Source organism: Ciceribacter thiooxidans (assembly GCF_014126615.1).
GTDB lineage: Bacteria > Pseudomonadota > Alphaproteobacteria > Rhizobiales > Rhizobiaceae > Allorhizobium > Allorhizobium thiooxidans.
The window spans coordinates 1,169,930-1,194,075 of the sequence record NZ_CP059897.1 but is presented as its reverse complement, the minus strand read 5'-3'; the positions used below and the strand labels follow the sequence as shown (position 1 = coordinate 1,194,075).

24 protein-coding genes and 1 pseudogene are annotated in these 24,146 nt (G+C 63.5%); 13 read left to right on the top strand and 12 right to left on the bottom strand.

The genetic code is table 11. The features are described 5' to 3' along the window. Positions 1-7: 7 nt before the first annotated feature. The 5 genes from sctV to H4I97_RS23630 all read right to left on the bottom strand — a co-directional run bounded on the left by sctV (position 8) and on the right by H4I97_RS23630 (position 4,075). The gene (gene sctV / locus H4I97_RS23650) at positions 8-2,161 is read right to left on the bottom strand and encodes a type III secretion system export apparatus subunit SctV (RefSeq protein ID WP_182308129.1); all 2,154 of its coding nucleotides are present in this window, start codon (positions 2,159-2,161) and stop codon (positions 8-10) included. Beyond that, the gene (locus H4I97_RS23645) at positions 2,158-2,493 is read right to left on the bottom strand and encodes a type III secretion protein (protein ID WP_182308128.1); all 336 of its coding nucleotides are present in this window, start codon (positions 2,491-2,493) and stop codon (positions 2,158-2,160) included. Before H4I97_RS23645 ends, sctV begins: the two co-directional genes overlap by 4 nt. Then, a complete protein-coding gene (locus tag H4I97_RS23640; protein ID WP_182308127.1) occupies positions 2,490-2,864 on the bottom strand; it encodes a hypothetical protein in 375 nt (124 codons plus the stop codon). The genes H4I97_RS23645 and H4I97_RS23640 overlap by 4 nt, the downstream gene beginning before the upstream one ends. A gap of 24 nt (positions 2,865-2,888) precedes the next feature. Further along, positions 2,889-3,791 carry a SctD/MshK family protein gene (locus H4I97_RS23635; protein WP_182308126.1) on the bottom strand — a complete coding sequence of 301 codons (903 nt, stop codon included), beginning with the start codon at positions 3,789-3,791 and terminating at the stop codon, positions 2,889-2,891. Positions 3,792-3,913: 122 nt separating this feature from the next. Next, on the bottom strand, positions 3,914-4,075 hold the full coding sequence (locus H4I97_RS23630; RefSeq protein WP_165351027.1) for a hypothetical protein: 162 nt from the start codon (positions 4,073-4,075) through the stop codon (positions 3,914-3,916). Between the two features lie 404 nt (positions 4,076-4,479). Between H4I97_RS23630 and H4I97_RS23625 the strand changes: the two genes are divergently transcribed. The 13 genes from H4I97_RS23625 (at position 4,480) to H4I97_RS23565 (ending at position 15,747) form a co-directional block, all read left to right on the top strand. Further along, on the top strand, positions 4,480-5,100 hold the full coding sequence (locus tag H4I97_RS23625) for a type III secretion protein (protein WP_182308125.1): 621 nt from the start codon (positions 4,480-4,482) through the stop codon (positions 5,098-5,100). Then, positions 5,101-5,286 (top strand): hypothetical protein, encoded by a 186-nt coding sequence (locus tag H4I97_RS23620; RefSeq protein ID WP_182308124.1) that lies wholly within the window; start codon positions 5,101-5,103, stop codon positions 5,284-5,286. Positions 5,287-5,315: 29 nt separating this feature from the next. Next, positions 5,316-5,747 carry a hypothetical protein gene (locus H4I97_RS23615; protein ID WP_182308123.1) on the top strand — a complete coding sequence of 144 codons (432 nt, stop codon included), beginning with the start codon at positions 5,316-5,318 and terminating at the stop codon, positions 5,745-5,747. Continuing rightward, positions 5,744-6,544 carry a type III secretion system inner membrane ring lipoprotein SctJ gene (gene sctJ, locus H4I97_RS23610; RefSeq protein WP_182308122.1) on the top strand — a complete coding sequence of 267 codons (801 nt, stop codon included), beginning with the start codon at positions 5,744-5,746 and terminating at the stop codon, positions 6,542-6,544. The genes H4I97_RS23615 and sctJ overlap by 4 nt, the downstream gene beginning before the upstream one ends. Then, the gene (locus tag H4I97_RS23605; RefSeq protein WP_182308121.1) at positions 6,541-7,212 is read left to right on the top strand and encodes a type III secretion protein; all 672 of its coding nucleotides are present in this window, start codon (positions 6,541-6,543) and stop codon (positions 7,210-7,212) included. The genes sctJ and H4I97_RS23605 overlap by 4 nt, the downstream gene beginning before the upstream one ends. Continuing rightward, positions 7,209-7,814: a type III secretion system stator protein SctL gene (sctL, locus tag H4I97_RS23600; RefSeq protein ID WP_182308120.1), complete on the top strand. Its 606-nt coding sequence runs from the start codon at positions 7,209-7,211 to the stop codon at positions 7,812-7,814. The genes H4I97_RS23605 and sctL overlap by 4 nt, the downstream gene beginning before the upstream one ends. Continuing rightward, a complete protein-coding gene (locus H4I97_RS23595; protein WP_182308119.1) occupies positions 7,811-9,157 on the top strand; it encodes a FliI/YscN family ATPase in 1,347 nt (448 codons plus the stop codon). The genes sctL and H4I97_RS23595 overlap by 4 nt, the downstream gene beginning before the upstream one ends. Beyond that, entirely contained in the window at positions 9,154-9,636 is a 483-nt protein-coding gene (gene sctO / locus H4I97_RS23590; RefSeq protein WP_182308118.1) for a type III secretion system stalk subunit SctO, read from the top strand. Before H4I97_RS23595 ends, sctO begins: the two co-directional genes overlap by 4 nt. Before the next feature lies 1 nt (position 9,637). Beyond that, entirely contained in the window at positions 9,638-10,690 is a 1,053-nt protein-coding gene (sctQ, locus tag H4I97_RS23585; RefSeq protein WP_182308117.1) for a type III secretion system cytoplasmic ring protein SctQ, read from the top strand. Then, entirely contained in the window at positions 10,683-11,336 is a 654-nt protein-coding gene (gene sctR, locus H4I97_RS23580; RefSeq protein ID WP_182308116.1) for a type III secretion system export apparatus subunit SctR, read from the top strand. The genes sctQ and sctR overlap by 8 nt, the downstream gene beginning before the upstream one ends. Before the next feature lie 5 nt (positions 11,337-11,341). Next, positions 11,342-11,611, top strand: a complete 270-nt coding sequence (locus H4I97_RS23575; RefSeq protein ID WP_182308115.1) for an EscS/YscS/HrcS family type III secretion system export apparatus protein — start codon at positions 11,342-11,344, stop codon at positions 11,609-11,611. A gap of 8 nt (positions 11,612-11,619) precedes the next feature. Further along, positions 11,620-12,441 (top strand): type III secretion system export apparatus subunit SctT, encoded by an 822-nt coding sequence (gene sctT / locus H4I97_RS23570; RefSeq protein ID WP_182308114.1) that lies wholly within the window; start codon positions 11,620-11,622, stop codon positions 12,439-12,441. 186 nt (positions 12,442-12,627) lie between these two features. After that, complete coding sequence (locus H4I97_RS23565) at positions 12,628-15,747, top strand: LysM peptidoglycan-binding domain-containing protein (RefSeq protein WP_182308113.1); 3,120 nt, start codon at positions 12,628-12,630, stop codon at positions 15,745-15,747. Between the two features lie 66 nt (positions 15,748-15,813). Here H4I97_RS23565 and H4I97_RS23560 read toward each other — a convergent pair whose 3' ends face one another. The 7 genes and pseudogenes from H4I97_RS23560 to H4I97_RS23530 all read right to left on the bottom strand — a co-directional run bounded on the left by H4I97_RS23560 (position 15,814) and on the right by H4I97_RS23530 (position 24,084). Continuing rightward, positions 15,814-19,401 carry a hypothetical protein gene (locus H4I97_RS23560; RefSeq protein WP_182308112.1) on the bottom strand — a complete coding sequence of 1,196 codons (3,588 nt, stop codon included), beginning with the start codon at positions 19,399-19,401 and terminating at the stop codon, positions 15,814-15,816. 113 nt (positions 19,402-19,514) lie between these two features. Then, positions 19,515-20,225: a hypothetical protein gene (locus H4I97_RS23555; RefSeq protein ID WP_182308111.1), complete on the bottom strand. Its 711-nt coding sequence runs from the start codon at positions 20,223-20,225 to the stop codon at positions 19,515-19,517. A 360-nt stretch (positions 20,226-20,585) separates the two neighbouring features. After that, positions 20,586-20,783: pseudogene (locus tag H4I97_RS23550) on the bottom strand (tyrosine-type recombinase/integrase); the annotation flags it as partial. 309 nt (positions 20,784-21,092) lie between these two features. Beyond that, positions 21,093-21,644, bottom strand: coding sequence for an iron transporter (locus H4I97_RS23545; protein ID WP_182308110.1), 552 nt, complete (start codon positions 21,642-21,644; stop codon positions 21,093-21,095). 140 nt (positions 21,645-21,784) lie between these two features. Next, positions 21,785-22,633, bottom strand: a complete 849-nt coding sequence (locus H4I97_RS23540) for a YihY/virulence factor BrkB family protein (protein ID WP_182308109.1) — start codon at positions 22,631-22,633, stop codon at positions 21,785-21,787. A gap of 262 nt (positions 22,634-22,895) precedes the next feature. Continuing rightward, positions 22,896-23,531: an NrsF family protein gene (locus H4I97_RS23535; protein WP_182308108.1), complete on the bottom strand. Its 636-nt coding sequence runs from the start codon at positions 23,529-23,531 to the stop codon at positions 22,896-22,898. After that, positions 23,518-24,084: a sigma-70 family RNA polymerase sigma factor gene (locus tag H4I97_RS23530; protein WP_182308107.1), complete on the bottom strand. Its 567-nt coding sequence runs from the start codon at positions 24,082-24,084 to the stop codon at positions 23,518-23,520. Before H4I97_RS23530 ends, H4I97_RS23535 begins: the two co-directional genes overlap by 14 nt. Positions 24,085-24,146 lie beyond the last annotated feature (62 nt).

Below are 24,146 nucleotides of genomic sequence, written 5' to 3'. Positions count from 1 at the left end.
GACGGCCTCATGCGCGCTCTTCGCTTCCGAGTTCCTGCGTTCCAGACACCGGAAGCGCGATGTAGCCGAGGCACTGGACGCTGAACTCTGCGGCGATCTCCTGGTACGACAGCACTGGGATCTGGAGGTCGTGGCGCATCAGGAGATTTCGGATGTGCCGGCGGACATCCATGGAAGCAAGAATCGTTGGCTGTGGAAGCCGTCCCGGTGTCTGTTCCCGCCTCGCCTTCAGCTCCGCCACGATCTGCGCCGCCAACCGGTCCGGGACGGTAGCGGCCGGGCCGCCGTTTCCTTCGACCGCAGCTCTCAGTTCGTCCTCGAAAGGCCGTGTCAGAAGATAGGAGGAAACGATCCGGTTGCGGTCGGCGAGCCGGAAGCATATCTGACGGCCGAGGCTCGCCCGCACATGGTCGGCCAACGCCTGCAGGTTCTGGATCTGCGACCCCCTCTCGGCAACCGTCTGGAGAATGATGCGCATGTTGGTGATCGGAACGTCTTCCTCGACGAGTCTGCGCAGCAGCTCGGCAAGCTTCTGCACGGACACCACCTCGCGGACTTCCCTGATCAGATCGCCGAAGGGCTCCTCCAGCCGGGCGAGAAGCGCACGCACCTCCTGCGCATCGATGAAATCGGGCGCATAGCGGCGCAGGACGCGTTCGATCAGCGTCATCACCACGTCCTCGGGTTCGCAGTATCCGACACCGGCGGCATCGAGTGCTGCCGCATGGGACCGGTCGACCCAGACGAGCTTCAGCCCCATCAGGTCGGACTGGGTCACGTAGGGGATGGACATGATGTCGAGGTCGGCAGCCTCCTCCCAGACCATCAGGTGATCAAGCAGGAGAACACCGTCGACCACGGGAACAGCCTCGAAATCGATGCGAAACTCCGACGATGCAAGGCGCGGATCCAGCTGCCGCCCGACCGCCGGGACCACGATGCCGAGATCCTCCAGAATGGTTGCCGCAAGCCCCGCCGTCCTTTCGGCGAACAACAGTTGCGGAAGGCGTTCGGCGAGCCCCTCGCCCATCGTGAGGATCAGCCTTTGCGCCGCTCCCGCCGCTTGTCCGCCGCCCGGCAGGGTTCCCGCTATATGATCGACGACACGTCCGCCGGAGGAAACGGTGCGCGTCACCTCCCGTCGCGGCGGATCGAGGTCCGCAGGCTCTGCGGAGCCGTGCTGGCGTCTGCGCGCCACATAGGCGAGCAGGCCGGCCAGGCCCGCCAATGCCCAGAAGACGGCAAGTGGAAAGCCGGGGACGAGTCCGAAGCCGAAGAGGATCGCCGCGGCCAGTGCCAGTGCGCGGTCGCTCGCGGCGAGTTGCCCGAGAATCTCGGACCCGAGGTCCTGCGGGTGCTGGGCTGACGGTACCCGCGTGACGACGGCCCCCGCCGCCACGGCCATCATCAGTGCCGGGATCTGGGAGATGAGGCCGTCGCCGACCGTCAGAAGCGAATAGGTGTGTGCCGCCTCACCGACCGTCAGGCCGCGCTGGAAGGAGCCAATCGTCAGCCCGCCGGTGAGGTTGATCGCGATGATGATCAATCCCGCCACGGCGTCGCCCTTGACGAATTTCATCGCGCCGTCCATCGCGCCGTAGAACTGGCTCTCCCGCTCGAGGTCGTCACGTCTGCGGCGTGCCTCCTGCTGGTCGATGTCTCCACTGCGCGCCTCGTTGTCGATGCTCATCTGCTTGCCCGGCATCGCATCGAGCGCGAAGCGTGCACCCACCTCGGCGACGCGTTCCGCGCCCTTGGTGATGACGACGAACTGCGCGATCGTGATGATCAGGAAGACGATGAGCCCGACGAGCACGTCACCGCCGACGACGAAGGATCCGAAGGCCTCGACGATCTGCCCGGCATCCGCCTGGGTCAGGATCAGCCGTGTCGTGGTGATCGCGAGAGCGAGCCGGAAGAGCGTTCCGAGCAGGATGATAGAAGGCAGGGAAGAGAATTGTGCTGGGGTCGATATATAGAGGGCGCCGACGAGGATAAGCAGGCTGTAGAAGAAGTTGAAGCCAATCAGCACGTCGACGAGCATCGTCGGCATCGGGACGATCATCATGGTGATCGCCAGCATCACCACCGCCGCGACAACGATGTCGGACCGTCGTGATGCCGCCCGGGCGAACTGGTTGACTGTTGCAAGCGCGCTCATTCTGCCGCCCTCGCCTGAAGATAGGCCTCAAAGGCGTCTCGGGCCTCGTCCTTCTCGCCGCGCTCCCATCGCGCATGGCTCTTCAGCCGCAGAATGGCGGGGTCGATGTCATCGGAGATGTCTTCGATTCGTTCGATGGCTGCGAGCGCACGCGGCACGGCGCCGGTCGCGACGAACGCCTGCGCCAGCGAGTGCAGCACGGCGACGTCGTCCGGCGCCATTCTCGCGGCCAGCAGAAGAAACACCAGTCCGCGCTTGTGGTGCCCGGCCCGACAGTAGAGCGAACCGAGTGCATGGAGGAATTCGAGGCTGTCCGCGCGGCGTTGCGTCAACTGCGTTGTGCCTGCATGAGTCGATGCTGGAGATCGCGTCTGCTTTCGATCTCGTCCGTCAGCATCGATACTGTGAGTTTGGCGATGTCCTCCTCGAGGTCCAGTCCGGGCACCACCTCCCGGACGATGTAGGTCAGCAGTTCCTGGGAACGCGACAGGTCGAACAGCGTCGCGCTCGAAAGCCTCGCCTGCTCGCTCGCCTCTGCGCCGATCTTGCCGGAGGTTGTCTTTCGACGCGCCTGTCGGATCGACTGCAGGAGCCGCGCGTCGAATTCCTCCGACTGGGCGCGGCCGGCTGCTTCCGGCCGCAACGACACCGCCTGCGCCTGGCCGCGGTTGCGATTGTCGTGTCGGCGGACCTCGATGCTCATCTTGCTGCCCCTCTCGCCGTGGCTCTAGAAGCGCAGGACGAATTCTTCACCTTGTCGGGCCGCCGTCAGGCTGCCGTCCCGGATATCCTTGATGTACCAACCGTCTTCCAGCGCTGCGCCCTTGTAGAGGCGCGCGCCGTCAGCGCCGATCGCATACGGGGTCTCCCCGAACCAGATCGCCTGCAGGTGAAACTTCGGGGCGCTCTGCGGCGCCGCCTCGCCGACCAGGCTGGTGAGGACGAAGCTGGTGCCGTAGGAGCGATCGAACCATGTCTGGACCTCGCCCCAGTTCTTGCGCGCGTCGTCGCCGATGGCGCCGGATACCGACAGCCGTGTGCCGTCGGCCTCGATCTTCAGATCCGGCAAGCCGGCCTCGCGCAGTTTAGCAGCGAGCGCCGCCGAGACCTCCTGCGACGAAGGCGCCTGCGACGCGATCGCCCCTGTCGTCACCGCGTTCTCGCTCAACCGGGCGATCGCCGGCTCGTGATCGAGTTTGGCGACACCCGCCTGCACGGCGGCTATGGTGAGAATCGAAAAGGCTGCGACGCTCCCCAGCATCCAGCCGTACGAAGACCCTGCCGCTCGTGCGACCGGTTCCCGCACAGGCCGAGAGAGATTGAGGTGTGCACTGCCGAGCGAAACGGATACGGGGAGTGGCACCTGAAGACCGTGCCCGACGGGCACGTTGGTGTCATCCACCATGAGATCGGCACCGATTGCCTCGATCATCACCTCGTTTCCGGCGAACTGCAGGCGCATGTGATTCGCCGACACGTCGCGGTCGCTGAGCGTCAGATCGCAATCGGTTGCGGAGCCGACCAGATAGGTGCCCCGCTCCAGGGGCAGAGAGACGCCGCTGTGGACGCCCTTCAGCACATCGAGCGTCAGGGATGGGGCTGAATTCCTGAGGATCAGACTGGATGCCATGGACCTGTCACCTCGCTCGCCGGATAGCCGAAACTCCGACGCTGCGCTGAGCGCGCCGCCGGTCTAGCTCGTATCTTTGCAACGGGGATGAGGGGCGGCCCGAAGCCGCCCCTCGCGCTTCGTCAGCCGTTCGGACGCTGCTTCGCTGCGTCGAGGGCGACCTTCTTCTCGGTCGTGATCTTCGTGATTTCTGCGGACTTCGCGATAGCCTTGTCGAAGGCATCCGTCATGGTCTTGATCGAATTGTCCGAGGTTTGCGTACCGCCTACACCGGAAACAGCCATTCTCTTCTCCTTGACAAGTTGAGGCCGGTTCCAGGCAATGCCAGGCGCCGGCATGCAGTCCCTATCTAAACGAACACCCATTCCAGGGTGTATTAATGGTTAAAGTCGAACCTGGCGAATGACAATTTGCATACTCATCACATAATGTTGCACAATGAAATTATGCGTGACATAAACCGATTTAAATTGCGTTTTGGCAAGGGTGCGGGGCAGTCTTTGACCGCGATGACCACCTTGTATTGAAAGGGTTTTCGATCCTTGCGCGCCCCGCGTGTAACGGTCCCCTGCATTTTTACTGAACCTCGAGTTGCACCTCTCGATCCAGTGTTATAGCTTTGGTCGGCTTGATGCGAACAATCGGAGCGCTTGACATGAAGACCGTCATGCTCAGCGGGAGGTTCTGCATGTTTGCCATCACACTGTTTGCGGCGACGTGCCCGGCCAACGCCGGAGTCCCGGGCTGGTTCGACAGCCGGTACAGCTATGTCCTGATCGACCAGGACGTTCGCGACGCGCTGCAGGAGTTCGGCCGGAACCTCTCCGTTCCGGTGCTTCTGTCGGACAAGATTCGCGGCCAGGTGCGCGGCGACGTCCGCGCCGACACAGCGGGCGGGTTTCTCGACAAGCTGACACGGGCGAACGGTCTCGTCTGGTATTTCGACGGCTCGGTCCTCCACGTAAACACGAATGATGAAGTCTCGACGCAGATCATCAACATCGGCAGGGCGAACGGCGACGCCGTGATCGCCGAGATCCACCGGCTCGACCTCATGGACGACCGCTTTTCCGTGCGCGCCACGGCGAACGCGCCGGTGCTTCGGGTATCCGGCCCTCCCCCTTTCATTGCCATGGTCAAGCAGGTGGCCGCCTCTGTCCAGCCGTCCCCGAGTGCTCGGATGGACGACCCGCGCGTGCGCATTTTCCGTGGCGGCCAACACGAGGAGGTCGCCGACGACCTGACCGACAAGGCGGCGACGACGACCGCCAACGCCCGGACAAACCAAACAGCAGCAGGAGAGCAGTAGATGACCGGTTCGGTAACCGCGACCACGCAGGCATCCACCCAGACCCCGACTGTCGACCCCGCCCAGGCACAGTTCGAAGAGGCATTGCAGCAAGCGGTTTCAAGCGGCGGCAGCCAGTTGATCGGGCAGGAAATGATGAAGATCGCACAGGAAGTGCTGAACGAGGCCTTGTCCGACGAAGAGTAATTTCGCTTTTCTCAACAGGAGACGGAATCATGACGATTGTTCCGCCGGTAGAGACGTCCACCCTGCCGATAGCCCCTGCCCTGCAGGACACGACCGCGCCCGCTTCGCAGAACCTTTTCGAGCATTCGGCGCTAAACGCCACGACGCTGCCTCACGGCGCAAGTCCGGCCGATCTCGGCCGGACGATCATCGACAACCTAGAGGGCTTCGTCGAACGTGCCGGCAAGTTCGCCGCCAGCACCGCGTTCCCCGCCTCCTCCGGTCCGGCGCCGGCAACGACATCCTTCGCGCCGGGTGGGCTTCCTGCCGAGGCGGGCGCCACGCGCACCCCGGAGAGCGACGCGGGACGACTCGTCGAGTCGCTCGGGCGGATCTTCGACCACGCGATCGAGACGCAGATGGTCGTCCGGGCGCCGACGCAGTTCACCAGCGCGACGATGACGCTCACCAAGGGTCAATGAAGACCTTGCGGCACTTCCCGGCAGTGGGACGCGGGCTGGCGCTCGCGTTGATGGTCCTGGCGTTGCAGGCCTGCAGCGTCGATCTCTACACGAACCTCGATGAGCGCGAGGCCAACGAAATGGTCGCCATCCTGATTTCGAAGGGCATACCGGCGAGCCGCGTCTTGCAGAAGGACGGCAAGCTGACCGTCACCGTCGACGAGGATCAGTTCGCGCAGGCGGTATCCGCACTCAACGCGGCAGGCCTCCCCAAGGAGAAGTTTGCCACTCTCGGCACCGTGTTCAAGCAGGAGGGGCTCGTCGCCTCGCCCGTGCAGGAGCGCGCGCAGATGATCTATGCCCTCAGCGAAGAACTTTCGCGCACCGTCTCCGAAATCGACGGGGTGCTCTCTGCACGCGTTCATGTCGTTCTGCCCGATAACGACCCGCTGCAGCGCAACGCCATACCCGCCTCGGCTTCGGTGTTCATCCGGCACGAAGCCGATCTGGACGTCAATCCGCTCATCCCTCGGATCAAGACGTTGGTGGCGAATAGCATTTCAGGCCTCTCCTACGAGAAGGTCTCTGTCGTGGCGGTTGCCAGCCAGCGGTCGAGCGAGCCGCCCCCGGCGACCGAACTGACGTCGTTCCTCGGAATCTGGATGCTGCCGTCGAGCGTCGCCAAGGCCCGGCTGATCTTCGGCGGGCTCGTCGGCGGCCTTGCTGCCGCGGTCGGCGGCCTCGGTTATCTCTTCTGGCGCCGGCAGAGCCGGCGCCGGAAAATCTATCCCCTGCAACCCTATGGTCCTGCCAAATGACCGGTGCTTCGCTCTCAGAGGGCTCCCCGGGCGGTGGCCCCGATGACATCTGGACGGTTTTCCAGACTGCGCCGGCGCGCCTCGTGCACCCGCGCTACATCGTGCAGGCCTATGACGAGGCGATCTCGACCGAGACCGCGTTGCGGCTGCAGCAGTCGAGTCGTGTCCAGCGGCCGCTTGCTCGTCTGCTCTGCGAACGCTATCGGCTTCCGCCCGCCTCGTCCTGCGCCCGCCCGTCCGAGGAAGACCTCGAGCTCCTCGCCTTGCCGCGAGAACAAACGGACCATTACTGTCGCGCGGCGGGTGCGGTGTTCTGGGGCGAGGTCCTCGCCGGCGAAATCCGCAGCCGCGAGGTCGCGGAGATGAAGTCAAGGATCGGCGAGGACGCCTTTCGTCTCGCCATCCATAATCGCGATCTCGCCTCCAGCCGTCCGCCGCCGGACAATCTCTATGAGTTAGTGCAAGCGATCGAGGCCGACGGCCGAAAGTGCTGGGTGAGCTGGCAGGCCGCTCTGCCCGCGCCCCTGGCCGCGTGGTTGCGGCTTCGGCAGGAGACGGCGGAGGACGCCGGATTTTCCAAACCGGACGACGCAGATCGGGGGGCCGCGATCGTCAGACGCCTCGCGCGGGAGACGTTCACCGGCGCCGCTGCGAAGGAGGTCGCATGAACGATTTGCCTTCAAGGCCGACCGCGAAGATCCTGCGGCAGGCTCAAGCGGAGCATTGGCTCGAAGGTTTCGCTTTTCTGGACGCCGCAAGGGCAGAGGCCGAGCGGCAGCGCGCCGAGATGCGCGAGATCGTCGAGAATGGCAGGCGGGAGGGTTACGAGGCGGGCCGGCTTGCCGGAGAACGCCAGGCCGCTGCCCTGCTCGTCAAGACCACCGCCGACGTCAACGCATACATGGCAGGACTTGACCGGCAGATCGCAGAACTCAGTCTGGCGATCATCGAGAAGCTGCTCGGCGGCTTCGATCAGGCCGAACTCGTGGCGAGACTCGCACAGCAGGCGCTCCAGTCGTTTCAGCACGAGCGCGACGTCACGATTACCGTCGCACCCGCGATTGCCGAACGCGTCTCCGAGCTCGTGCGCCAGCGCCACACCAATCACGCGTTGAAGATTACCGTTCTTGCAGATCCGCGGCTTGACGGCAGCAAATGCGTTCTCGCCAACTCCATCGCCGTGGTCGATGCCGGACTCGACACCCAGCTCTCGGTCATTCGCGACGCCCTGGTCGGCGCTCGGCCTGCACGTCCGGATGCGCCCGCATGAACGAACACCTGCTGACCGACCCCGGCGACATCGTCCGAAGGCTGCGCGAGCGGGCACTCGGCAGCGAGACGCGGCCGGTGCATGGCCGTGTCCGCCGCATCACCGGGATCATCGTTCACGCAACCGCACCGATGGTGCGGATCGGTGAGCTTTGTCATCTGCGCGATCCCGTTTCCGGTGCGACGGTACCGGCCGAGGTTGTCGGATTCGAGGACGAGGAGGCTGTCTTGACGCCAATCGGTGATCTCGCCGGCATGTCGACGCGCGCCGAAGTCATCGCCACCGGCAAGACCCTGCAAATCCCCGTCTGCGACGATCTCCTCGGCCGTGTCCTCAACCCCCTCGGCGAAATTCTCGACTTTTCCCGGGAGGGCGTGGCTCCGGTCATCACCGACACCTATTACCCCACGCACCGGCCGCCGCCGCATGCATTGCAACGCGACTTGATCAGTGAGCCGCTGCAACTCGGCATCCGCGCGATCGACGGATTGCTGACGGTCGCGCGCGGCCAGCGTGTCGGCATTTTCGGGGAACCGGGAGTGGGCAAATCCTCTCTGCTTTCAGCCATCGTCCGCGGGACCAGGGCAGATGTCATCGTCATCGGGTTGATCGGCGAACGCGGACGTGAAGTGCGCGAATTCATCGAGGGCCAGTTGGGTGAAGCAGGGCTCCGGCGTTCCGTGGTCGTGGTTGCAACCTCGGACCGGCCGGCGATCGAACGGGTCAAGGCCGCCTATGCCGCGACGGCGATCGCCGAGTATTTTCGAGACCAGGGCCGCCACGTCCTGCTCCTCATGGACAGTGTTACGCGCTTCGCCCGCGCGCAGCGCGAGATCGGACTTGCGGCCGGCGAGCCGCCGACGCGCCGCGGCTATCCCCCGTCGCTCTTCGCCGCCCTGCCCCGCCTGCTCGAGCGCGCCGGGCCGGGGCATGGTGGTTCGATCACCGCCCTTTATACCGTGCTGACCGAGGGCGACGGAACGCTGGACCCGGTTGCCGAAGAAACCAAGGCCATCCTCGACGGGCACATCGTGCTCAGTTCCGATCTTGCCGAGCGGAACTTTTTCCCGGCAATCGACGTCCTGAAAAGCCGCAGCCGGCTGATGGAAACCGTCGCCGGCAGGGCGCATCGGGATGATGCGGCCCATGTCCGGACATTGCTTGCCCGCTACCAGGAGATCGAACTCCTCCTGCGGGTCGGGGAATATGAGCGCGGCGCGGACGTTCGCTTGGACGAGGCGATCGACAAGCGTGACGCCATCGAAGCGTTCCTGAGGCAGACGGGCGACGAATTCTCGACCTTCGAGGCCACCATCGAACAACTGAGGGGACTGGCTGCGTGACACGAAAAGGCAATCTTCGACAACTCGTCGAACTGAGAGCGCTGCGAATGCGGCGGGCTGACGAGAAGGCCCAGCGCCAGCACAACCGGCATGTCCAGACTGTCCGCGCATTGGAAGGCGCAAAGGCTGAAAGCATCGCGCATGAGGTGCAGCGACGGCAGGAAGAAGAGGCTCTCTACACCGATCTCGCGCAAGGCCCGGTCGGTCAGCGGGATCTCGAACGATTTCGCGACGCTCTGCTGGGCCTGGACCACCGCGCCCGCGCGCTGGAGGAGCAGGTCCATGAGGCCAAGCACCGGGAAAGTCGGGAAGCTGAAAAGAGGGCAGAGCTTGCAGCCGAATACCGGCTCAAACACAGGCATTACGAACGGATACGATCCCTCGCCGCCGAAAAACAGCGAAAGGACGAAAAGCGCGCCGCCCTCCTCGACGAAATCGAGGACGAGGAGGCGATCCGTCCGAGGAGCAGGAAACGGTAGGATGAGGTCGACCGCGCAGGCAAGTTCAGCAACTGCCGAACTCCGCTCGCATGCGGAGGACTGCTCGTGGCTTCCGGACGTGAATCCGGCGCATGTCGATCTCATCAACCGGCTCGTGGGCGTTCGTGTCGCCTTCCGCCTCTCGCTGCCGCCGGCCGAACTCGCCTTCGAGGTGGCTGACGGAACGGCACTTCCGAACAACCCGATAGAAATCGCCTTCCTCATCGGCACTGCGCCGGGCCGTTGGTTGATGCCTGCCGCAACACTCGACGGGCTTTCTGCCGCGCTCGGAGTACAGGGTGATGTCTCGGCGCTGACGGCCTTGCAACGCAACATCCTCCTGGAGGAGGCCCTCGCCCCTTCTCTCGAAGCCCTGGAAACGCACCTCGGCGAACCGCTGCGGCTCGGACCTCCCGAGACTGTCGAGGATTATCCCATCAAGCTCGCGTGGTTCGTCTACGGTGGCGACTTTCCGCTCCCGGCAGAGCTCCATCTGAGCGTCGCGGCGGCGTCGAAAATCGGAACATCATTGGGCACGCGCCGACGCTTCCCGACCGACTTCACCGGCAGCCTCGTCCAGCGTCTCCAGATCCGGGCCGGCACACAGCAATTGAGTCTTGCAGAGTTGAAAACTCTGCGCCCGGGCGATGTCGTCCAGGTCGAGCGGTCCGGGACCCACGACGCCTTCGTAACGCTCGGCAATCACCTTGTCGCAGCGCTTGATCGCCGCGACGACGGCTTCGTCTTCGCCTCCGGCTGGAAGCCATTCACAACAAGTTGGGAATTTTCCGCGATGACCCAGGAGACACCTTCGTCCGAGGAACTCGAACCGCTCGCCGATCTGCCGATCGAACTCGTCTTCGAGGTCGGCCGGGCCGAGTTCCCTCTGAACGAAATCGCCGCGATGAGCGAGGGAACGGTGCTTCACGCCAATCCGAGTCTTGCCAGCCCGGTCAACATTCTAGCGAACGGACGGCTCATCGGAAAGGGAGAGCTGATCCGTATCGGCGAAGGCCTCGGCGTGCGCGTGGTGCGGCTCTCGACCGATGGGTGAGACGACCACCAATCTCATTCCGATCATCGTCATCGTCTCGACGATCGGGCTCATCCCGCTCGCCGTAGTGACGATGACAGGTTTCCTGAAGATCTCTATCGTCCTCTTCCTGATCCGCAATGCGCTCGGCATCCAGCAATCGCCGCCCAATCTGGTCCTCTACGGCGTTGCGCTGATCCTCACCGTCTATGTAACGACGCCGCTCGTCGGCGAAATGTACCGCACGCTTTCGAGCGAGCAGATCGACGTGCAGTCGATGGACAGCATGATGCGGGCCGCCGACCAGGTGCGGGCGCCGCTCCAGGCGCACCTCACCCGCTACACGGACGAGAACGAGCGTCAGTTCTTCCTTCAGGCGACGGAGCGGATCTGGTCGGAGGAGGCGAGAGCCGCCGTCAAGAGCGACAGTCTGTTGATCCTCGTTCCCGCCTTTGTGAGTTCGGAGCTCACCCGCGCCTTCGAGATCGGATTTCTGCTTTACCTGCCGTTCCTCGTCATCGATCTGATCGTCTCGATGGTGCTGATGGCGATGGGGATGATGATGGTCTCGCCGACACTGATCTCGATACCGCTGAAGATATTTCTCTTCGTCGCCGTCAACGGCTGGTCGCGGCTGATGCACGGCCTGATCCTCAGCTACGGATAGCGTCCATGGACCAAACAGCCTTCCTCGCCCAGACGCAGAAAGCAATGCTGACCGTGCTGATTGCCTCGGGCCCGCCGCTCGCCATCGCGATCATCATCGGGATCAGCGTCGGCCTCATCCAGGCACTCACGCAGATCCAGGACCAGACGCTCCCGCAGGCGGTCAAGCTGGTTGCCGTCATGCTGGCTCTGATCGTGCTGGGGCCGACGCTTGCGGTGCAGGTCGCAGACTTCGCCAGCAATACGCTCGACGTCTTTCCGGCCCTGACGCGGTAGGGCGCGAGGTGGACATTCTCTCAGCTATCTCCTCGCTCGCCGATATCATCTATCCGGTGCTCGCTGCAGCGGCGATCGCGATGGCCCGCGCGCTGGGCATGATCGTGATCACGCCGGCCTTCGTCAGGCTCGGGCTTACGGGCCTGATCCGTTCCGGCGTCGCCATCGCCATCGCGTTACCGCTGATACCGGGATTCATGGCGACCTTCGCGGAAGGAGAGAGCTTCTCGAGCCTGGTCGTGACCGGTCTCGTCTTCAAGGAACTCATTCTCGGCGTCGTGCTCGGCGTGGTGCTCGGCATTCCCTTCTGGGCGGCTGAAATGGCAGGCGATCTCGTCGACCTGCAGCGCGGCTCGACCTCGGCACAGCTCGTTGATCCCCTTCAGGCAACCGAGACCAGTATTGCCGGCACGTTCTTCGTCCTGGCACTGGTCGCGCTCTTCTTCAAGTCAGGCGGTTTTTCGCTGCTCGCAGACACCTATTATCGCAGCTACGAGATCTGGCCCGTCACCAGCTTTTCGCCGGCGCTCGGCTCCGGAGCGGGTTTTGCCGTGCTCGGGATTCTCGACCGCGTCATGCAGATCGGGGTACTCCTGATCGCCCCGATTGTCCTTGCCCTGCTCATCGCCGATCTGATGCTTGCCTATCTCTCGCGCATGGCGCCGCAGTTTCATGTTTTCGACCTGTCGCTGGCCGTCAAGAACCTCATCTTTGCGATCCTGATCGTGCTCTATCTCACCTATCTCCTGCAATACATGGTTGCGGAGCTCGCTCTCTTCAAAGATGCACCGGCCGTACTGCGCAGCCTCCGAGATCCGGCTTCCAACTGATATCCGGATCGCCGGGCGTTGATCCCGCTCCTGTCATCAAACCATTAACAAGGTCCGCCATAGTGGTTCCCGCGCCCACGCGCGACCGCCTAGCACCTTGAATTGATGTCTCGTTCTTCGCTTTCCATTTCGCAGCACGGAATGGGCGGCATCGAATGCTGCGCAGAGCCAGGGAGATCCAGGCCCATGTCCTACCGCATCGACCTCGACGGCAAGAGCCGCCACGATCCAAGCGGCCGCACCATCGCCGTTTCCGACGAACAGCGCCGGTTCTTCATCGAACAAATCAACCAGGCCGTGCGCGAGAGAGCCGCAGCAGGCGGTCCGAAGGTGATCGACCCGATGACGGAAAAAGCCTTCGTCGTCGAGAGAGGCGACAGCCTCTGGGAGATTGCCAGGGAGAACCATGTCAGCCTCGATGATCTTGCCGCATCGAACCGCATAGCGCTGCCCGCCGACGGAACCGTCCTGCCGAACGACGTCGTGATCGTGCCCCTCGCCTCCCCCGCGCTCGTCGCCAACGGTCCCGTCGACGGCGGGGGAGTGCCGACGGGTGAAGCGGCGTTCCTCGACGATCTCTATGACCGCGGCAACAAACTCGCCTATGCCGCCAACCCCTCCGGCATCGACTATGCCGCCGAAGGCAGGGACCTGCAGCGTGACGTCGGTACCTATCTCGACAGCCTGCTGCCCGCCGAACGACAGGCTGCAGCCCTCCGGCTGATGAACAAGGGCTGGCTCGATGCCGGCCCCGCCGGAAGCGCCGTCAAGGCGGCAATCCTGCAGCGCGGCCTGAAGACCGACGGCGAAGCCGTCCTCGCCGACGAGATTTATGATCGCGGCAACCGTATCCAGTATTCCGACGACCCGAAGATCGACCATCGAGCGTCGACCGCCGGAATTTCCGCCGATGTCCGGGCCCATGTCGAGGCACTGCCGGAAAGGCAGCGATCCGCGGTGCTGCAGCGCCTTTACGACCGCGATTGGACGGATGCGGCGCCCGCTCGGATGGCGATCGAAGATGCGGCGAAAGCGCTGAATACCGAACTGCGTCCGTCGACCCATGCGGGCGTCGACGTCGAGGCGAAGGCGCGCACGATCATTGACGGCGCAAATGCCTCGCGGAGCCCGGAAGAGGCTTTCCGCAAGCTCTCCTCGGCCTTTGCTTCGGCTGCGCCAGAGATCCAGCACGTTCTTCTGCATTCCGCGGACGCGCAGGCTCTCATCTTCAAGGCAGCGAACCGGGCATCCAAACCCCTTGCCGACTATCGGCCGGAGCACGCATTCAGCGAACAGGGCGATGCCGCAACGACAATGCGCAATCTCGAGCAGCTGACGGACGGTGCCGATCCGCGGCTCGCCACTAAGCTCCTCTCTTCCGCCATGCCGGTGATCGAGGCGGCAAACAGCCGGAAGCAGGAGAAGATCGGTGGCGACCTGATCGGAATGAACGGCCAGACAGATATGATGAGGATTATCGACCGCATAAGCGGCAGTCCGGGTGCCGATGCGATCACCGAGCGCTTCGCCAGACTCGGTGGCTACGGCCCGAACTCGATACCGATGGCGATCGCCAATGGCTCCCGTCTCGACTATCCGATCGCCGTGGCCGTCGAAAGTGCCCCGGCCTCTTCCGATTTCGTCGTCCGGAACATCGTTCCGCAGGTCAAGCAGTATGCGTCCGCCGAGGTCAACCAGGACGTGATCGCCTATTCGGAGCATATGCAGGAACTGCAGTGGCTGATTTCGAACCACGGCGGCACCATGAGCCCGGACCAGCTCACGAAAGCGATTGACGATTACAAGAAGGAGAAGGGTCCGGAATGGACTGCAACGGAGCAGCGCCTCGAAGGCAATATTGCCGCAAGCGGCGAAAAACTGCTGCGGCAGCTGACATCACTCGGTAACCTGCCGCCGGAGCTGGCGTCTCAACGACAGGCCGTCGACGACGAAATCGGCAAGATCCTCTCGGATGAAAAGACCGCAATGGCGGTCGAGATCGCGATGAAGAAGAACCCGGCTCTGCTCGACAGTCCGGCTGTGGTCAGGCTCATGGGTTATCAGGCCCGCCTCACCGACCGCGGCCGGAAGCTCGCCGAAGAGGCAACGACGCAGATCATCCGCCACCGGGTGCTTCCGTCCTTCACCGATCTGCAAACCGGGGATCCGGCCGCCCTCGGCAAGGCAAAGGCCAGCCTGCAAGGGCTGAAAGACGGCGGCCTTTCACGAATGCTCGGCATTCCCGAAGCCGACCTGAACCGGGCGATAGACGCGGTCGACAAGTCCCTGCCGGAGCCCGGAGAGACGATCGAGCAGGCCCGGGCGAAGATGGCAGCCCTCGACGGCGATCTGAACGGGCTGAAGAGCTCGAGCGGCGTCCGCTCCTTCGCGAACACGACCGGTCCCGGCCAGATGCTCCGGCTGATCGGCCTTGCCGCGACGGGAGCGAGTGTGGCCAACTCCGCGAACGCAGCGCAGAACAGCCCGAGCCTCAGAAGCAATCTCAAAGTGGTGATCGATGCAGTGGGGCTCGGCCAGCGGACAACGGAGCTCCTCGGCGGAATGGACCTGCTTCGCTCCGACTCAACCGCCGTCAAGCACTTCGGCAGCAGCAGCCGGCCGGCGGTCAAGTTCCTCGGGGCGCTGAGCGGCGGCTTCGACGCCTGGATCGCCTTCGACTATTTCAAGGGCGGCGACCCGCTGATGGGAAGCCTCTCGGCTGCGGCGGCGGGCGGAACGATCATGGCTGCCCTCGGCACCGGCACGATGTTCGGCCCGGCGGGCCTCGTCATCGTCGGCGCCGCGGTGATCGGCCAGATGATAGTCGCCGACACTCGCGAATCGAACCGGTACATGACGGAGACCTCCAGGCGCTTCCTTGCCCATTCAGGCCTGAGCGAGACGGCGGCCGGCGTTCTCGTCGACCAGAGCGGCGACGGATACAGCCCCGTGCCGATCCTCGCCAGATATGCCGAACTCAGGGGTTACCGGCTCGACCAGCCGGCCGCCCGCCAGCAGTTCATCGACTGGCTGAACGGCATTCCGAAGGAAGGGCTGGAGAAGCTGCGCGACAATCTGCATCACACGCTCGACGAGATCGGCGGCGATCTCACCCGGCTGCCGGCGAGTGCCGGTTCGGACGAACGCTATACCGACGCGCAACGTCTGAATGAGCGCTATATCGGCGGTCAGGTCTACATTCCGAGCCTCGCGGACCAGATCCGGAACGGCGACGCCGCTCCTGCCTCGATCCGTCAGATCGACGTCGTCCTTGCCGAATTGGGCATCGCGATCCCGGTGGCGTGATCCTGCCGGCACGCTGCCGGACCGCAGGGCGCCCGTCGGCAGGCCGACGGGCGCATCGGATCGAACCTATTCCAGATAACCCCTTCGTCTCAGCCAGGCCTTCAACCCTTCGGTGCTGCGCGGCTGGACGTAGGAGGCGTAGGCGTTTTCATGCATCAGCGTCCCGTCTGAGGGACGGTACCACAGGGGATCATCGCTCGGCAGCATCGCCTCGTCGGCGGAGACCTTCTTCTGCGGCATCCACCACTGGTTACCGTCCCAGTACATCGTCGTCTCCGAATCCTCGTAGCGCTTCTGCTCGGCGTTGTACTTGACCGTCGGATATTTGGTCAGATCAACCTTTGCGGGGTCTTCGGGGAGCTTGAGATATTTCAGATCCTCTTGGGTTTTCGGGACCTTTCCGTCCTTGTCCGCCGTCATGTCGCGAATGGTCTCGGACAATTCGGTCGCCTGGTCCGGCGTCATGCGGTTGAAGACCTGGCCGAGGCGCGCCCGCGTATAGCCCTCGGCTCCGTAGGTGCCCGTCAGAACAGCGTCGGCGCTGCGGGTCCCCTTGTCACCCCCCATCAGATGCTCGTCTCCGGGGAATACCGTTTGCAGGATGCCCATGACGCCTTCGTCGAGGAGGTCGTTGTGCTCTGCCAGTGCTTCGGCGACCTTGCGATCCTTGACTCCGAACATAACCTGGATGGCGTCTGCATCGGCCTTGTCGTAGGTGTGGGCGGCGTTGTAGGCACTCCGTCCCTGGACGATGCCGGCGCCGGCAACCTGCAGGACCGCCGCGACACCCGACACCTTCAGCGGACCCAGCCGGCTCATCAGGCGAACCAGGCCATTGTTCGCCATTTTCGCCTCCAGCGCACCGGCCCCGCCCGCGGCCGCGAACATCGCGTCACTGACGGTTGCGATACTGTATCCGGTCGCTTTTACCCCGTCAGCCTTGTCTCCGACGATCCAGCCGGTGCCCTGCATGATGGCATTGCTGAGGTCTGCGCCGACATAGAGGGCATCGATGCCGCCGCCGCGGAGGAAGTGCCCCGAATTCAGGGCTCCGCTCCAGAGCTTCTTTTCGCTTGCTGAGAGGCTGCTGCTGGCGCTGACGCGCTCCTTGAGCGCATCGATCTTTGCTTCCGTGGTCGTCGGCCTCTTCGGCCCGTCGATGAGCACGTCGGCCGGCAACGGTCTCAGCGCGGTCTTGGCCGCCGACATCATCATGATCGTGTGCGGCACGTAGTAGACCATGTCGTCGCCGGTCGTGCCGAGCGCATCGAGGTTGCGACCGAAGAGGATCGCGCTTCCGCCGCCGGAGAGCCGTCCGATTGCGTTCGTACCGACTTTGAGCCGCTTCATCTGCTGTATCTGGGTTCTCTCGGCATCCGTCGGCTGCACCCGTCCGGCCACGATATCCTTTAGGCGTGCCTCGCCGATCTTTTCGGTCACGTCCTTCACGAACTTGTTGAGTTCCGGATTTCTCTGGTCGGCGATCCCTTCGATGCACTTCACAACGGCGTCGACCTCTGCCCTGCTCAGTCCGGCCCCGCCGTTCAGGAAAGCGGACTGGACGCGGTTTTCTGCAAGCGCCTTCTGGATGTCCCCGACGCGGCCCTTGAGGCTTTCGGTGACGGCGAAGGTTGCCAGTGCGCGCGCCGAGCGCTGGACCCAGATCGTACCGGTCGCATTCGGGTTGGTGCCCTTCTCGACATTGGCGTAGGGATCCGGCCCCTCGGTCTTCGGCATATCCGGCAGACCCTTCATTGCTTCGCTGATCGACTTCGACTTCGTCATCATGATGCCGGTGCCGAACAGCGAGGGAATCGGGGCTTCCGTCTTGAGGCCGTCGACCTTGCCGAGGGGATCCTCGTAAATCCTCAGGGCGAGATCGATGCTCTCCTGCTGTTCCCAGAGTCGCTGGCGGTTCTGCCCTTCCTTCACGAGATCCTGGGATTTCTGCTTGTTTTCGGGGCTTAGGTTGTCGATCGCCTCCATGTCGCGGGCGAGCTGCGTGGCGCTCGAGACCGGATCGTCGAGCTTGGTGCCGTTCCAGCCGGAAAGGCCATGGTAGAGTTCGTTGTAGAGTGTGGTGATCTTCTCGTCCTGCGCCTTCGAGACATTGCCGAAATTCTCGATGCTGCGGCGGACAGCCCACTGGGCGTCGGAGTTTTGCGCCAGATAGGCATTGTAACCGAGCTCGCCCTCGGCCTTAAGTTCCTCACGCTTCTGGCTGCCGAGCTCCGCCGTGCGAGCCGCCATCGCGGTCAGCAGCGCCGTGCCGCCACCCTTCACATCCTCGCTGCTCAGGATGCTGAATATCCGCTGGTGCGACAGGACATTCAGCCCCGGCAGCTCTGTGTTCATCTTTTCGACGAGGCGATTGGCGACGTGGTCGACAAACTCCTTGCCCGGCCCGGCCTTCTTGCCGTCGCCGTAGAGAATGTTCTGCGAAGCGACCCCGAGATCCTGTATCGCCTTGATCTTTGCCTTGGTGTCTCCCTTGCTTCCGGAGGCGCCAATGTCGTCGATCGACTGATCGACCATCTTGCGGACCCGGGGATCCGATGCGATCAGTGCACCAGTCGACTGGTCGAGCAGTTTCTTGATATCCCCGCTCGCCTTGCCGGACGTGTCGAAGCTCGGAAGCGCGTGAGCCGGGTCGGTCTGCTCCTTCAGCTTGGCAAGGAACTTCTCGGCGCCCTCGACGCCTCCCTCTCCGTAAGCCGCCTCGAGATCGCGAACGTGGCGGTCGACCCGCACTTCCTTCAGGGCGTCCTCGATCCCTGCCTTCAGGGCATCGCCGTACTTTTCCGGATCTCCGGCCGTGTAGCCGGCATAGATCGACGCGCGGTTCGTCAGTGCGGTGATCTGCGCACCCTCCTCGCTACCGGCGGCGAGCGCGATGTCGACCAGTTGCTTCTTGGTTTCCCTGGTGACCCCTTCGTAATCCTTCTTGTCGCCGAGGCTGGCGATGCGCCCGAGCTGGTCGTCGGTCCTGCCGTCCGCCATCCATTCCTTCTCCTTCATGTCACGCACCTGATTGAGCGCATCCATGAAGACGGGGTCGTCCGGTGCCCGTTCGGCGATGGGGCGGACGAGATCGCTCACCTCGCCGGCATCAAGCTTCTTGTCGCCATTCTTGTCGACACCGAACTTCGGCGTACCGAGGCTTTCCGAAGCGAGATCGACCTCCTTGGCGATGGCCACGACGAGATCGTCCTTGGCCTTGTCACGTTCACTCTCGGTCTTCGTCTTGTCATTGGCCGTGGCGAGCGCCGTTCGCTGCTTTTCGAGAAGATCGAGCCGTTCGGGGCTCAGGACGAAGACGGCGTCCCCGTTCTCGAGTGCCTTGTCTGCTTCCGCTGCTGCAGACGGCCTGTTGCCGAAGGGCTTCCGGTCGAGCTCGGGCGTCGCTGCCAGCTGCTCGTTGAGCGCCTTGTTGTCCTTGGGGTCGACGCCAGCCTTTTCGTAGATGCGGAAGGGCCAGAGTCCCGGTTCCACCTGCTTCTCGACAATACCAGATGGCCCCCCGTTCCAAGGCAGGGCCGGCGGCGGTTCGTTCTTCTTGCTGTTCTTCTTCGACTGGTCGATGACCTGCTCGAACGGCTTGGTCGTGTCCGAGCGTTCGGAACGGTTGCGTGCGAAGAAATTGACCAATGACATCAGCTACTCCCTGCTCCGTCTTTCGAGATTTTAAGCCGGCAAGATTGCCGCGGAATGCAAAGCGAGAGGCGGCGACGCCGCCCTTCGTGAGTGTCAGAATTGAGGAACCGGCCCTAATGAATGCCGTAGGCGGTGCGGGCATGCCCGCTGATCAGCGCGGCGACCTTTTGGCCGTCGAGACCCTGGCCGTCGTGCGATGACCACGAATGCTGCTTGAGCGCGCCGACGATGCTTCTGCGCGTCGCCTCGTCTTCATAGGGCTCCACGAGGACGTCCATGATCTCTTTCAGACGAACCTCCTGCATGTCGGGCGAACCGAAATCGGCGCGCGAGTCCATCAGTGAGACGGCGGCGTTCGTGCGTTCTTCGACGTTGCCGGAATGCTGGCCGAGATAAGTTTTCACCGCGGCCTTGCGATGGTCTGCTGTCGACGCTGGCGCCTTGAGCGCATCGATCGCCGCGGGTGCGCCTGCCGGCTTCATGGTTGGGACGAGCACGAAGTCCGGATGAAGGCTTCCCTGATGATAGGCATTGATGAGGTCAGGATTGGAGAACTGGACATTGCCGCCGATCATCAGCATTGTGTCGGCGTCGCTCAGCTTGTTGTCCTTGCCGATCTTGAACTGCGAGTCGCCCGCCTCCGGAACGGCGACCTTCACGTTCTCCAGCAATTCCTTGGAATTCTTGAGTCCCTGTTCGCGGGCGCGCCGATCGAGGATCTCTTGCCAGGCCTTTGCCTGTGCCGGCGACACGTCAAATTCCCGCTTGTTGTCAGCGCTTTTCAGCCGAAACCCTTTGCCGACAACCTCTAAAGTCAACGCCATGCCTACCTCCCTGCGTGTTATCGTCGGTGGTGGAGTCGCGCCTCCTCAAAGGCATTCAGTCTGCTCGGCAAGTCGCTTTCGTCATCCTCCATGCGAAAGGGCTGCCGAGGTACAAGGATGTCATCCTCATACTAGAGATTGCAAAAACCCGCAAACATTCATTTAGCGCTCCCTAAGATTGACCGGTGCTTGTTTGGTCGCTGCATGTGCGCCCACGCGCGACCGTGCAGATCGTCATATGGGACGAGGTGATTTGACCGCCGGGAAGAGCCCAAGTGATGCCTTGATGACGCGCGCGCGATCTCGACGCCACTCTCCGCAATCCTTACAGGCCTCGACATGTCCGCCCAATGCAACGGTGTGTCCGAGCAGAACCTGAATGACGCGGATGTCGGTACCATCCTCCACAAGATGGGTGGCAAAGCTGTGCCTCAAGATGTGGGGGCTGACGCGCTTGTGGATGCCGGCAACATCGGCAGCTTCCTGAGCCGCGCGATGCGGTTGTCGCGACGAGATCGGATCAGTGCGGCTACGCCCCGGAAACAGCCAGCCATTCGGCGAGAATGTCGCCGAGCGTGCAGCCGCTGCCACCGCTTGCTCGGCATCTCCTCGCCCTGCCGCTTGGCCTGCGTTACCCGTCTCTCGGTTGCGAGCTTGCCGTAGGTGCGGTAGCCCGCCAGTGCGAACAGGCCTGCGAAGAGGGCAGTAATCGGCCAGACCACGTTCATGATCCACATGTGCTGCGGGTCACCCACGATATCGGCGAGAATGATGGCTGCGCACACGAAACCGAGCGCCAGCGAGGCCGTCGCCAGGAGATGAAGCCAGGTCGGACTCATCTGGCCTCTCCGGAAATCCGGCCAGGCATCAGCTGCGCCCCGTCCTGATCTCGACGCCGCGGAAATATGCCTGTACCGGCTTGGCGTAGCGACGCCCGTTCACCTGGTCGTGACGGGGGAAGTCGGGCGCGGCGACATCGATCCTGAGATCGTATTTGCCGTCGCCCGGTAGCGCCCAGTTGCGACCATAGTGATAGAGGCCCGGGTGCCAGAGGAATGGCATGGTCTCGCTTCCGATTTCATTGCCGTCGGCATCGATCACGGTCAGGGTCACATCGAGGCAGGGGATGAAGCGGTGATCCGCCGCATCGATCACCGTCACCTCGAAGTGGCAGTTCTCGTCTTCGGCCGGTTCTTCCCAGACAAGTTGCTCGTCCCGAAGCCGATAGAGCCCTTCGGCCTTCTCCTGAGCGAAGCCGATGAGGACGTCGCCGCAATGCTGCATGTTGCCGTTGTCGGCGACATCCGAGACCATGTGGCGGAGCGACTTGAGGTAGGCGTTGCCCTCTTCGCGCGCGAACATCAGCTGGGTCTGGTCGGCCTCTTCCGAAGGCGAGGCGGGCGGCATTCGGTCATTCATGTCGTTCATCTCCTCTCGTCACGAGATCCTCGGATGGCGCCGCCGGCATGCCGCATCGGAAGCGGTCCATGGTGAAGTCACCCGTCGGGCCGGCGAACGCGCGTCGACAGTGCAACCGTTCGCGGCGGAGGAAGTTCCGCTTAGGTGCTGTCCGCCGCCGTCCATCGCCCGCACGCACGGCCGAATTCGGCGCCAAAAAGCAGGATCTGGGAGGAATAGTAGACCCACAGCATGATCGTCATGATGCTGGCGGAAGCGCCGTAGGCGGATGTCGCACCACTGCGTGCAATCACCATGCCGATGACGAACTTGCCGAACGTGAAAAGGACGCCGCTGAGCAACGCACCGGCGACAATCTCCGTCCAGGTCGGCCGGACACTCGGCAGGATCGCGAAGACAAGGGCGAAGAACAGCACGGAAAAAGCGAGGCCGAGTGCAGAATTGACGACGAGCCACAAGAGCCGCGCGCCCGGAAAGGCGCCGAGCATGTAGTTGGACGCGGCGGCAAGACCGGCGTCTAGCATCAGTGACACGAGGAGCAGAAATCCAATGCTGGCAATCAGCGCAAAGCTCAGAAGCCGGCTCTTGGCAAAGCCCAGCAGCCCGTCCATCGTCGAAGGCTGCTCCGCCTTCCAGATGATGTTGAGCGCACTCTGGATCTCGACCAGCGCTCCGGTGGCGATGACGAGAAAAGAGCCCAGACCGACCAGCGTGCCGATGATTCCGGATCCTATATCGCTGGCGCTGGCGATCATCCGCTCGACCAGCGCCGCGCCGTCGTGTCCGATCAATTTGGCCAGTTCGCCAACCACGGCGACCTGGGCCGCGTCTCGCCCGAAAACGAGCCCGGCCACGGCGATGACCAGCAACAGCATGGGTGCGAGCGAGAACGCCGTATAGTAAGCGATTGCCGCACCGAGGCTCAAGGCACGATCGGACCACCATCCGGCGACGGCGTCCTTCCCGATATCGCTGACGAACTTGAACATCGAACCATCCCCGCGGAGCTTGTCGACATCAACGACAGGTGCAGGAATGGTGTTCCCGGGCCGTGGCCGGCCTCGATCGGTATTCGCCCGAGAAGCCTTCATCTCCCGTTCCGGTCGCCGGACATGAATGCGGTCCTCCGCGGGCCGTGTACTCGATGACGCCCACGTACAACGGGCTGTTCAGCCGTCCTGTGTCGAAGGATGTGCTAGAAAGGCTCCCCGACGGCTTCCTGCTTGCGAATTGACCGATACGGTTTCCGTCCTACCAGCGCAGCAGCCGCCGGCCGAGAAGTGCGCCTGCAAGGATAACGATCGCGATTGCCAGCATGTACCACGTCGCGCCGAAGAGCGGGCTGTCGTCCGGGCAGTGCCAAGCATAGATCGCCGCTGCGATCGAGCCGGAGGCGAGACCTGCCGCAGCGCCTGCGAAGGTCGGATTGTCGGGCGCGCCCCGCTTGAGTGCGGCCATCAGGCCGACCATCGGAGCGGCAGAAAGCACCGGGATGAAGAAGAGGCAGAAGGCGGCGTTCTCACCGATCAGTTTCCGGCCCCAGGTGCTCGCCGGGGAAACGTAGAGCTCGGCGCCGACGGCGCCTGCGAGCAGCAGCAGGGGCAGAAGCAACGCCGACAACTGCACGCCGAGCGATGCGCCCGGCCGTCCGACGCGGAAGACGAGCACGGTCGAAAGGACAGCGAGCAGAAAGGTCATGCCGATCTTGAAGGCGACCCGCGCGCTCTCGATCGCGGTTGCAATATCGTCGCGGAGACCGATCGTTGCGAGCATCAGCAGAAGCGAGACGCATATCCCCGCGGCGACGGCCAACCCCACGGCGCGGCCGAGCGGCCGGACGCTCGGCGCGTCGGCTGCGATCAGGGAAATCAACTCACTCGTTTTCATCGACATCACTCCGGTATAACTTCGCCAGTGTCTTGAGCGCCCGGTGCAGGGCGACACGCACGGCCCCTTCCGACATGTCGAGCTTGCCCGCCATCTCGCGGGCATCCTTCCCCTGGAGCGACAGCCGGACGATCTCGTCCTGCGGCGGCCGCAACCGCGCGATCAGGCGTTCCGCATCGCCGAGATCGGTCGTCCCGTCGGCGGTCTCCTCGGCCGTCAGAGTGTCCATCACGTCCTCGATCGGCACATTCGTTCGCCTGCCCCGCCGCCTCATGGCGTCGATCAGCTTGTTGCGGACGATCGCCGAAAGCCACGGACCGATCGGCCGGTCCGGGTCCCATGTTCCGCGCTTCAGGTGAACGGCGAGCAGCACTTCCTGCACCACGTCCTCCGCGTCGCCTTTCGGAGCGCCGAACCGGTCGCATCCGTTGAGCGCCAACCCCCGCAGATGCGGGGTGACGCCCGTCAGGAATGACTGGTAGGCGCGGCTGTCGCCCGCGATCGCCGCCCGCATCCACTCCGCCCATTGCTCTTCTCGCGCTCTCGCTGACAAGCCTTCTCATTCCCCTACGCACCGGCCCGCGCCTTTATTACAGGCAGAAAGAAAAAATTCGT

What these genes read in the sequence shown, in the direction of transcription:
- sctV (WP_182308129.1), bottom strand. Translation starts at nt 2,161, where the DNA reads ATGAGCGCGCTTGCAACAGTCAACCAGTTCGCCCGGGCGGCATCACGA.
- H4I97_RS23640 (WP_182308127.1), bottom strand. Translation starts at nt 2,864, where the DNA reads ATGAGCATCGAGGTCCGCCGACACGACAATCGCAACCGCGGCCAGGCG.
- H4I97_RS23635 (WP_182308126.1), bottom strand. Translation starts at nt 3,791, where the DNA reads ATGGCATCCAGTCTGATCCTCAGGAATTCAGCCCCATCCCTGACGCTC.
- H4I97_RS23630 (WP_165351027.1), bottom strand. Translation starts at nt 4,075, where the DNA reads ATGGCTGTTTCCGGTGTAGGCGGTACGCAAACCTCGGACAATTCGATC.
- H4I97_RS23625 (WP_182308125.1), top strand. Translation starts at nt 4,480, where the DNA reads ATGTTTGCCATCACACTGTTTGCGGCGACGTGCCCGGCCAACGCCGGA.
- H4I97_RS23620 (WP_182308124.1), top strand. Translation starts at nt 5,101, where the DNA reads ATGACCGGTTCGGTAACCGCGACCACGCAGGCATCCACCCAGACCCCG.
- H4I97_RS23615 (WP_182308123.1), top strand. Translation starts at nt 5,316, where the DNA reads ATGACGATTGTTCCGCCGGTAGAGACGTCCACCCTGCCGATAGCCCCT.
- sctJ (WP_182308122.1), top strand. Translation starts at nt 5,744, where the DNA reads ATGAAGACCTTGCGGCACTTCCCGGCAGTGGGACGCGGGCTGGCGCTC.
- H4I97_RS23605 (WP_182308121.1), top strand. Translation starts at nt 6,541, where the DNA reads ATGACCGGTGCTTCGCTCTCAGAGGGCTCCCCGGGCGGTGGCCCCGAT.
- sctL (WP_182308120.1), top strand. Translation starts at nt 7,209, where the DNA reads ATGAACGATTTGCCTTCAAGGCCGACCGCGAAGATCCTGCGGCAGGCT.
- H4I97_RS23595 (WP_182308119.1), top strand. Translation starts at nt 7,811, where the DNA reads ATGAACGAACACCTGCTGACCGACCCCGGCGACATCGTCCGAAGGCTG.
- sctQ (WP_182308117.1), top strand. Translation starts at nt 9,638, where the DNA reads ATGAGGTCGACCGCGCAGGCAAGTTCAGCAACTGCCGAACTCCGCTCG.
- sctR (WP_182308116.1), top strand. Translation starts at nt 10,683, where the DNA reads ATGGGTGAGACGACCACCAATCTCATTCCGATCATCGTCATCGTCTCG.
- H4I97_RS23575 (WP_182308115.1), top strand. Translation starts at nt 11,342, where the DNA reads ATGGACCAAACAGCCTTCCTCGCCCAGACGCAGAAAGCAATGCTGACC.
- H4I97_RS23565 (WP_182308113.1), top strand. Translation starts at nt 12,628, where the DNA reads ATGTCCTACCGCATCGACCTCGACGGCAAGAGCCGCCACGATCCAAGC.
- H4I97_RS23560 (WP_182308112.1), bottom strand. Translation starts at nt 19,401, where the DNA reads ATGTCATTGGTCAATTTCTTCGCACGCAACCGTTCCGAACGCTCGGAC.
- H4I97_RS23555 (WP_182308111.1), bottom strand. Translation starts at nt 20,225, where the DNA reads ATGGCGTTGACTTTAGAGGTTGTCGGCAAAGGGTTTCGGCTGAAAAGC.
- H4I97_RS23545 (WP_182308110.1), bottom strand. Translation starts at nt 21,644, where the DNA reads ATGAATGACCGAATGCCGCCCGCCTCGCCTTCGGAAGAGGCCGACCAG.
- H4I97_RS23540 (WP_182308109.1), bottom strand. Translation starts at nt 22,633, where the DNA reads ATGTTCAAGTTCGTCAGCGATATCGGGAAGGACGCCGTCGCCGGATGG.
- H4I97_RS23535 (WP_182308108.1), bottom strand. Translation starts at nt 23,531, where the DNA reads ATGAAAACGAGTGAGTTGATTTCCCTGATCGCAGCCGACGCGCCGAGC.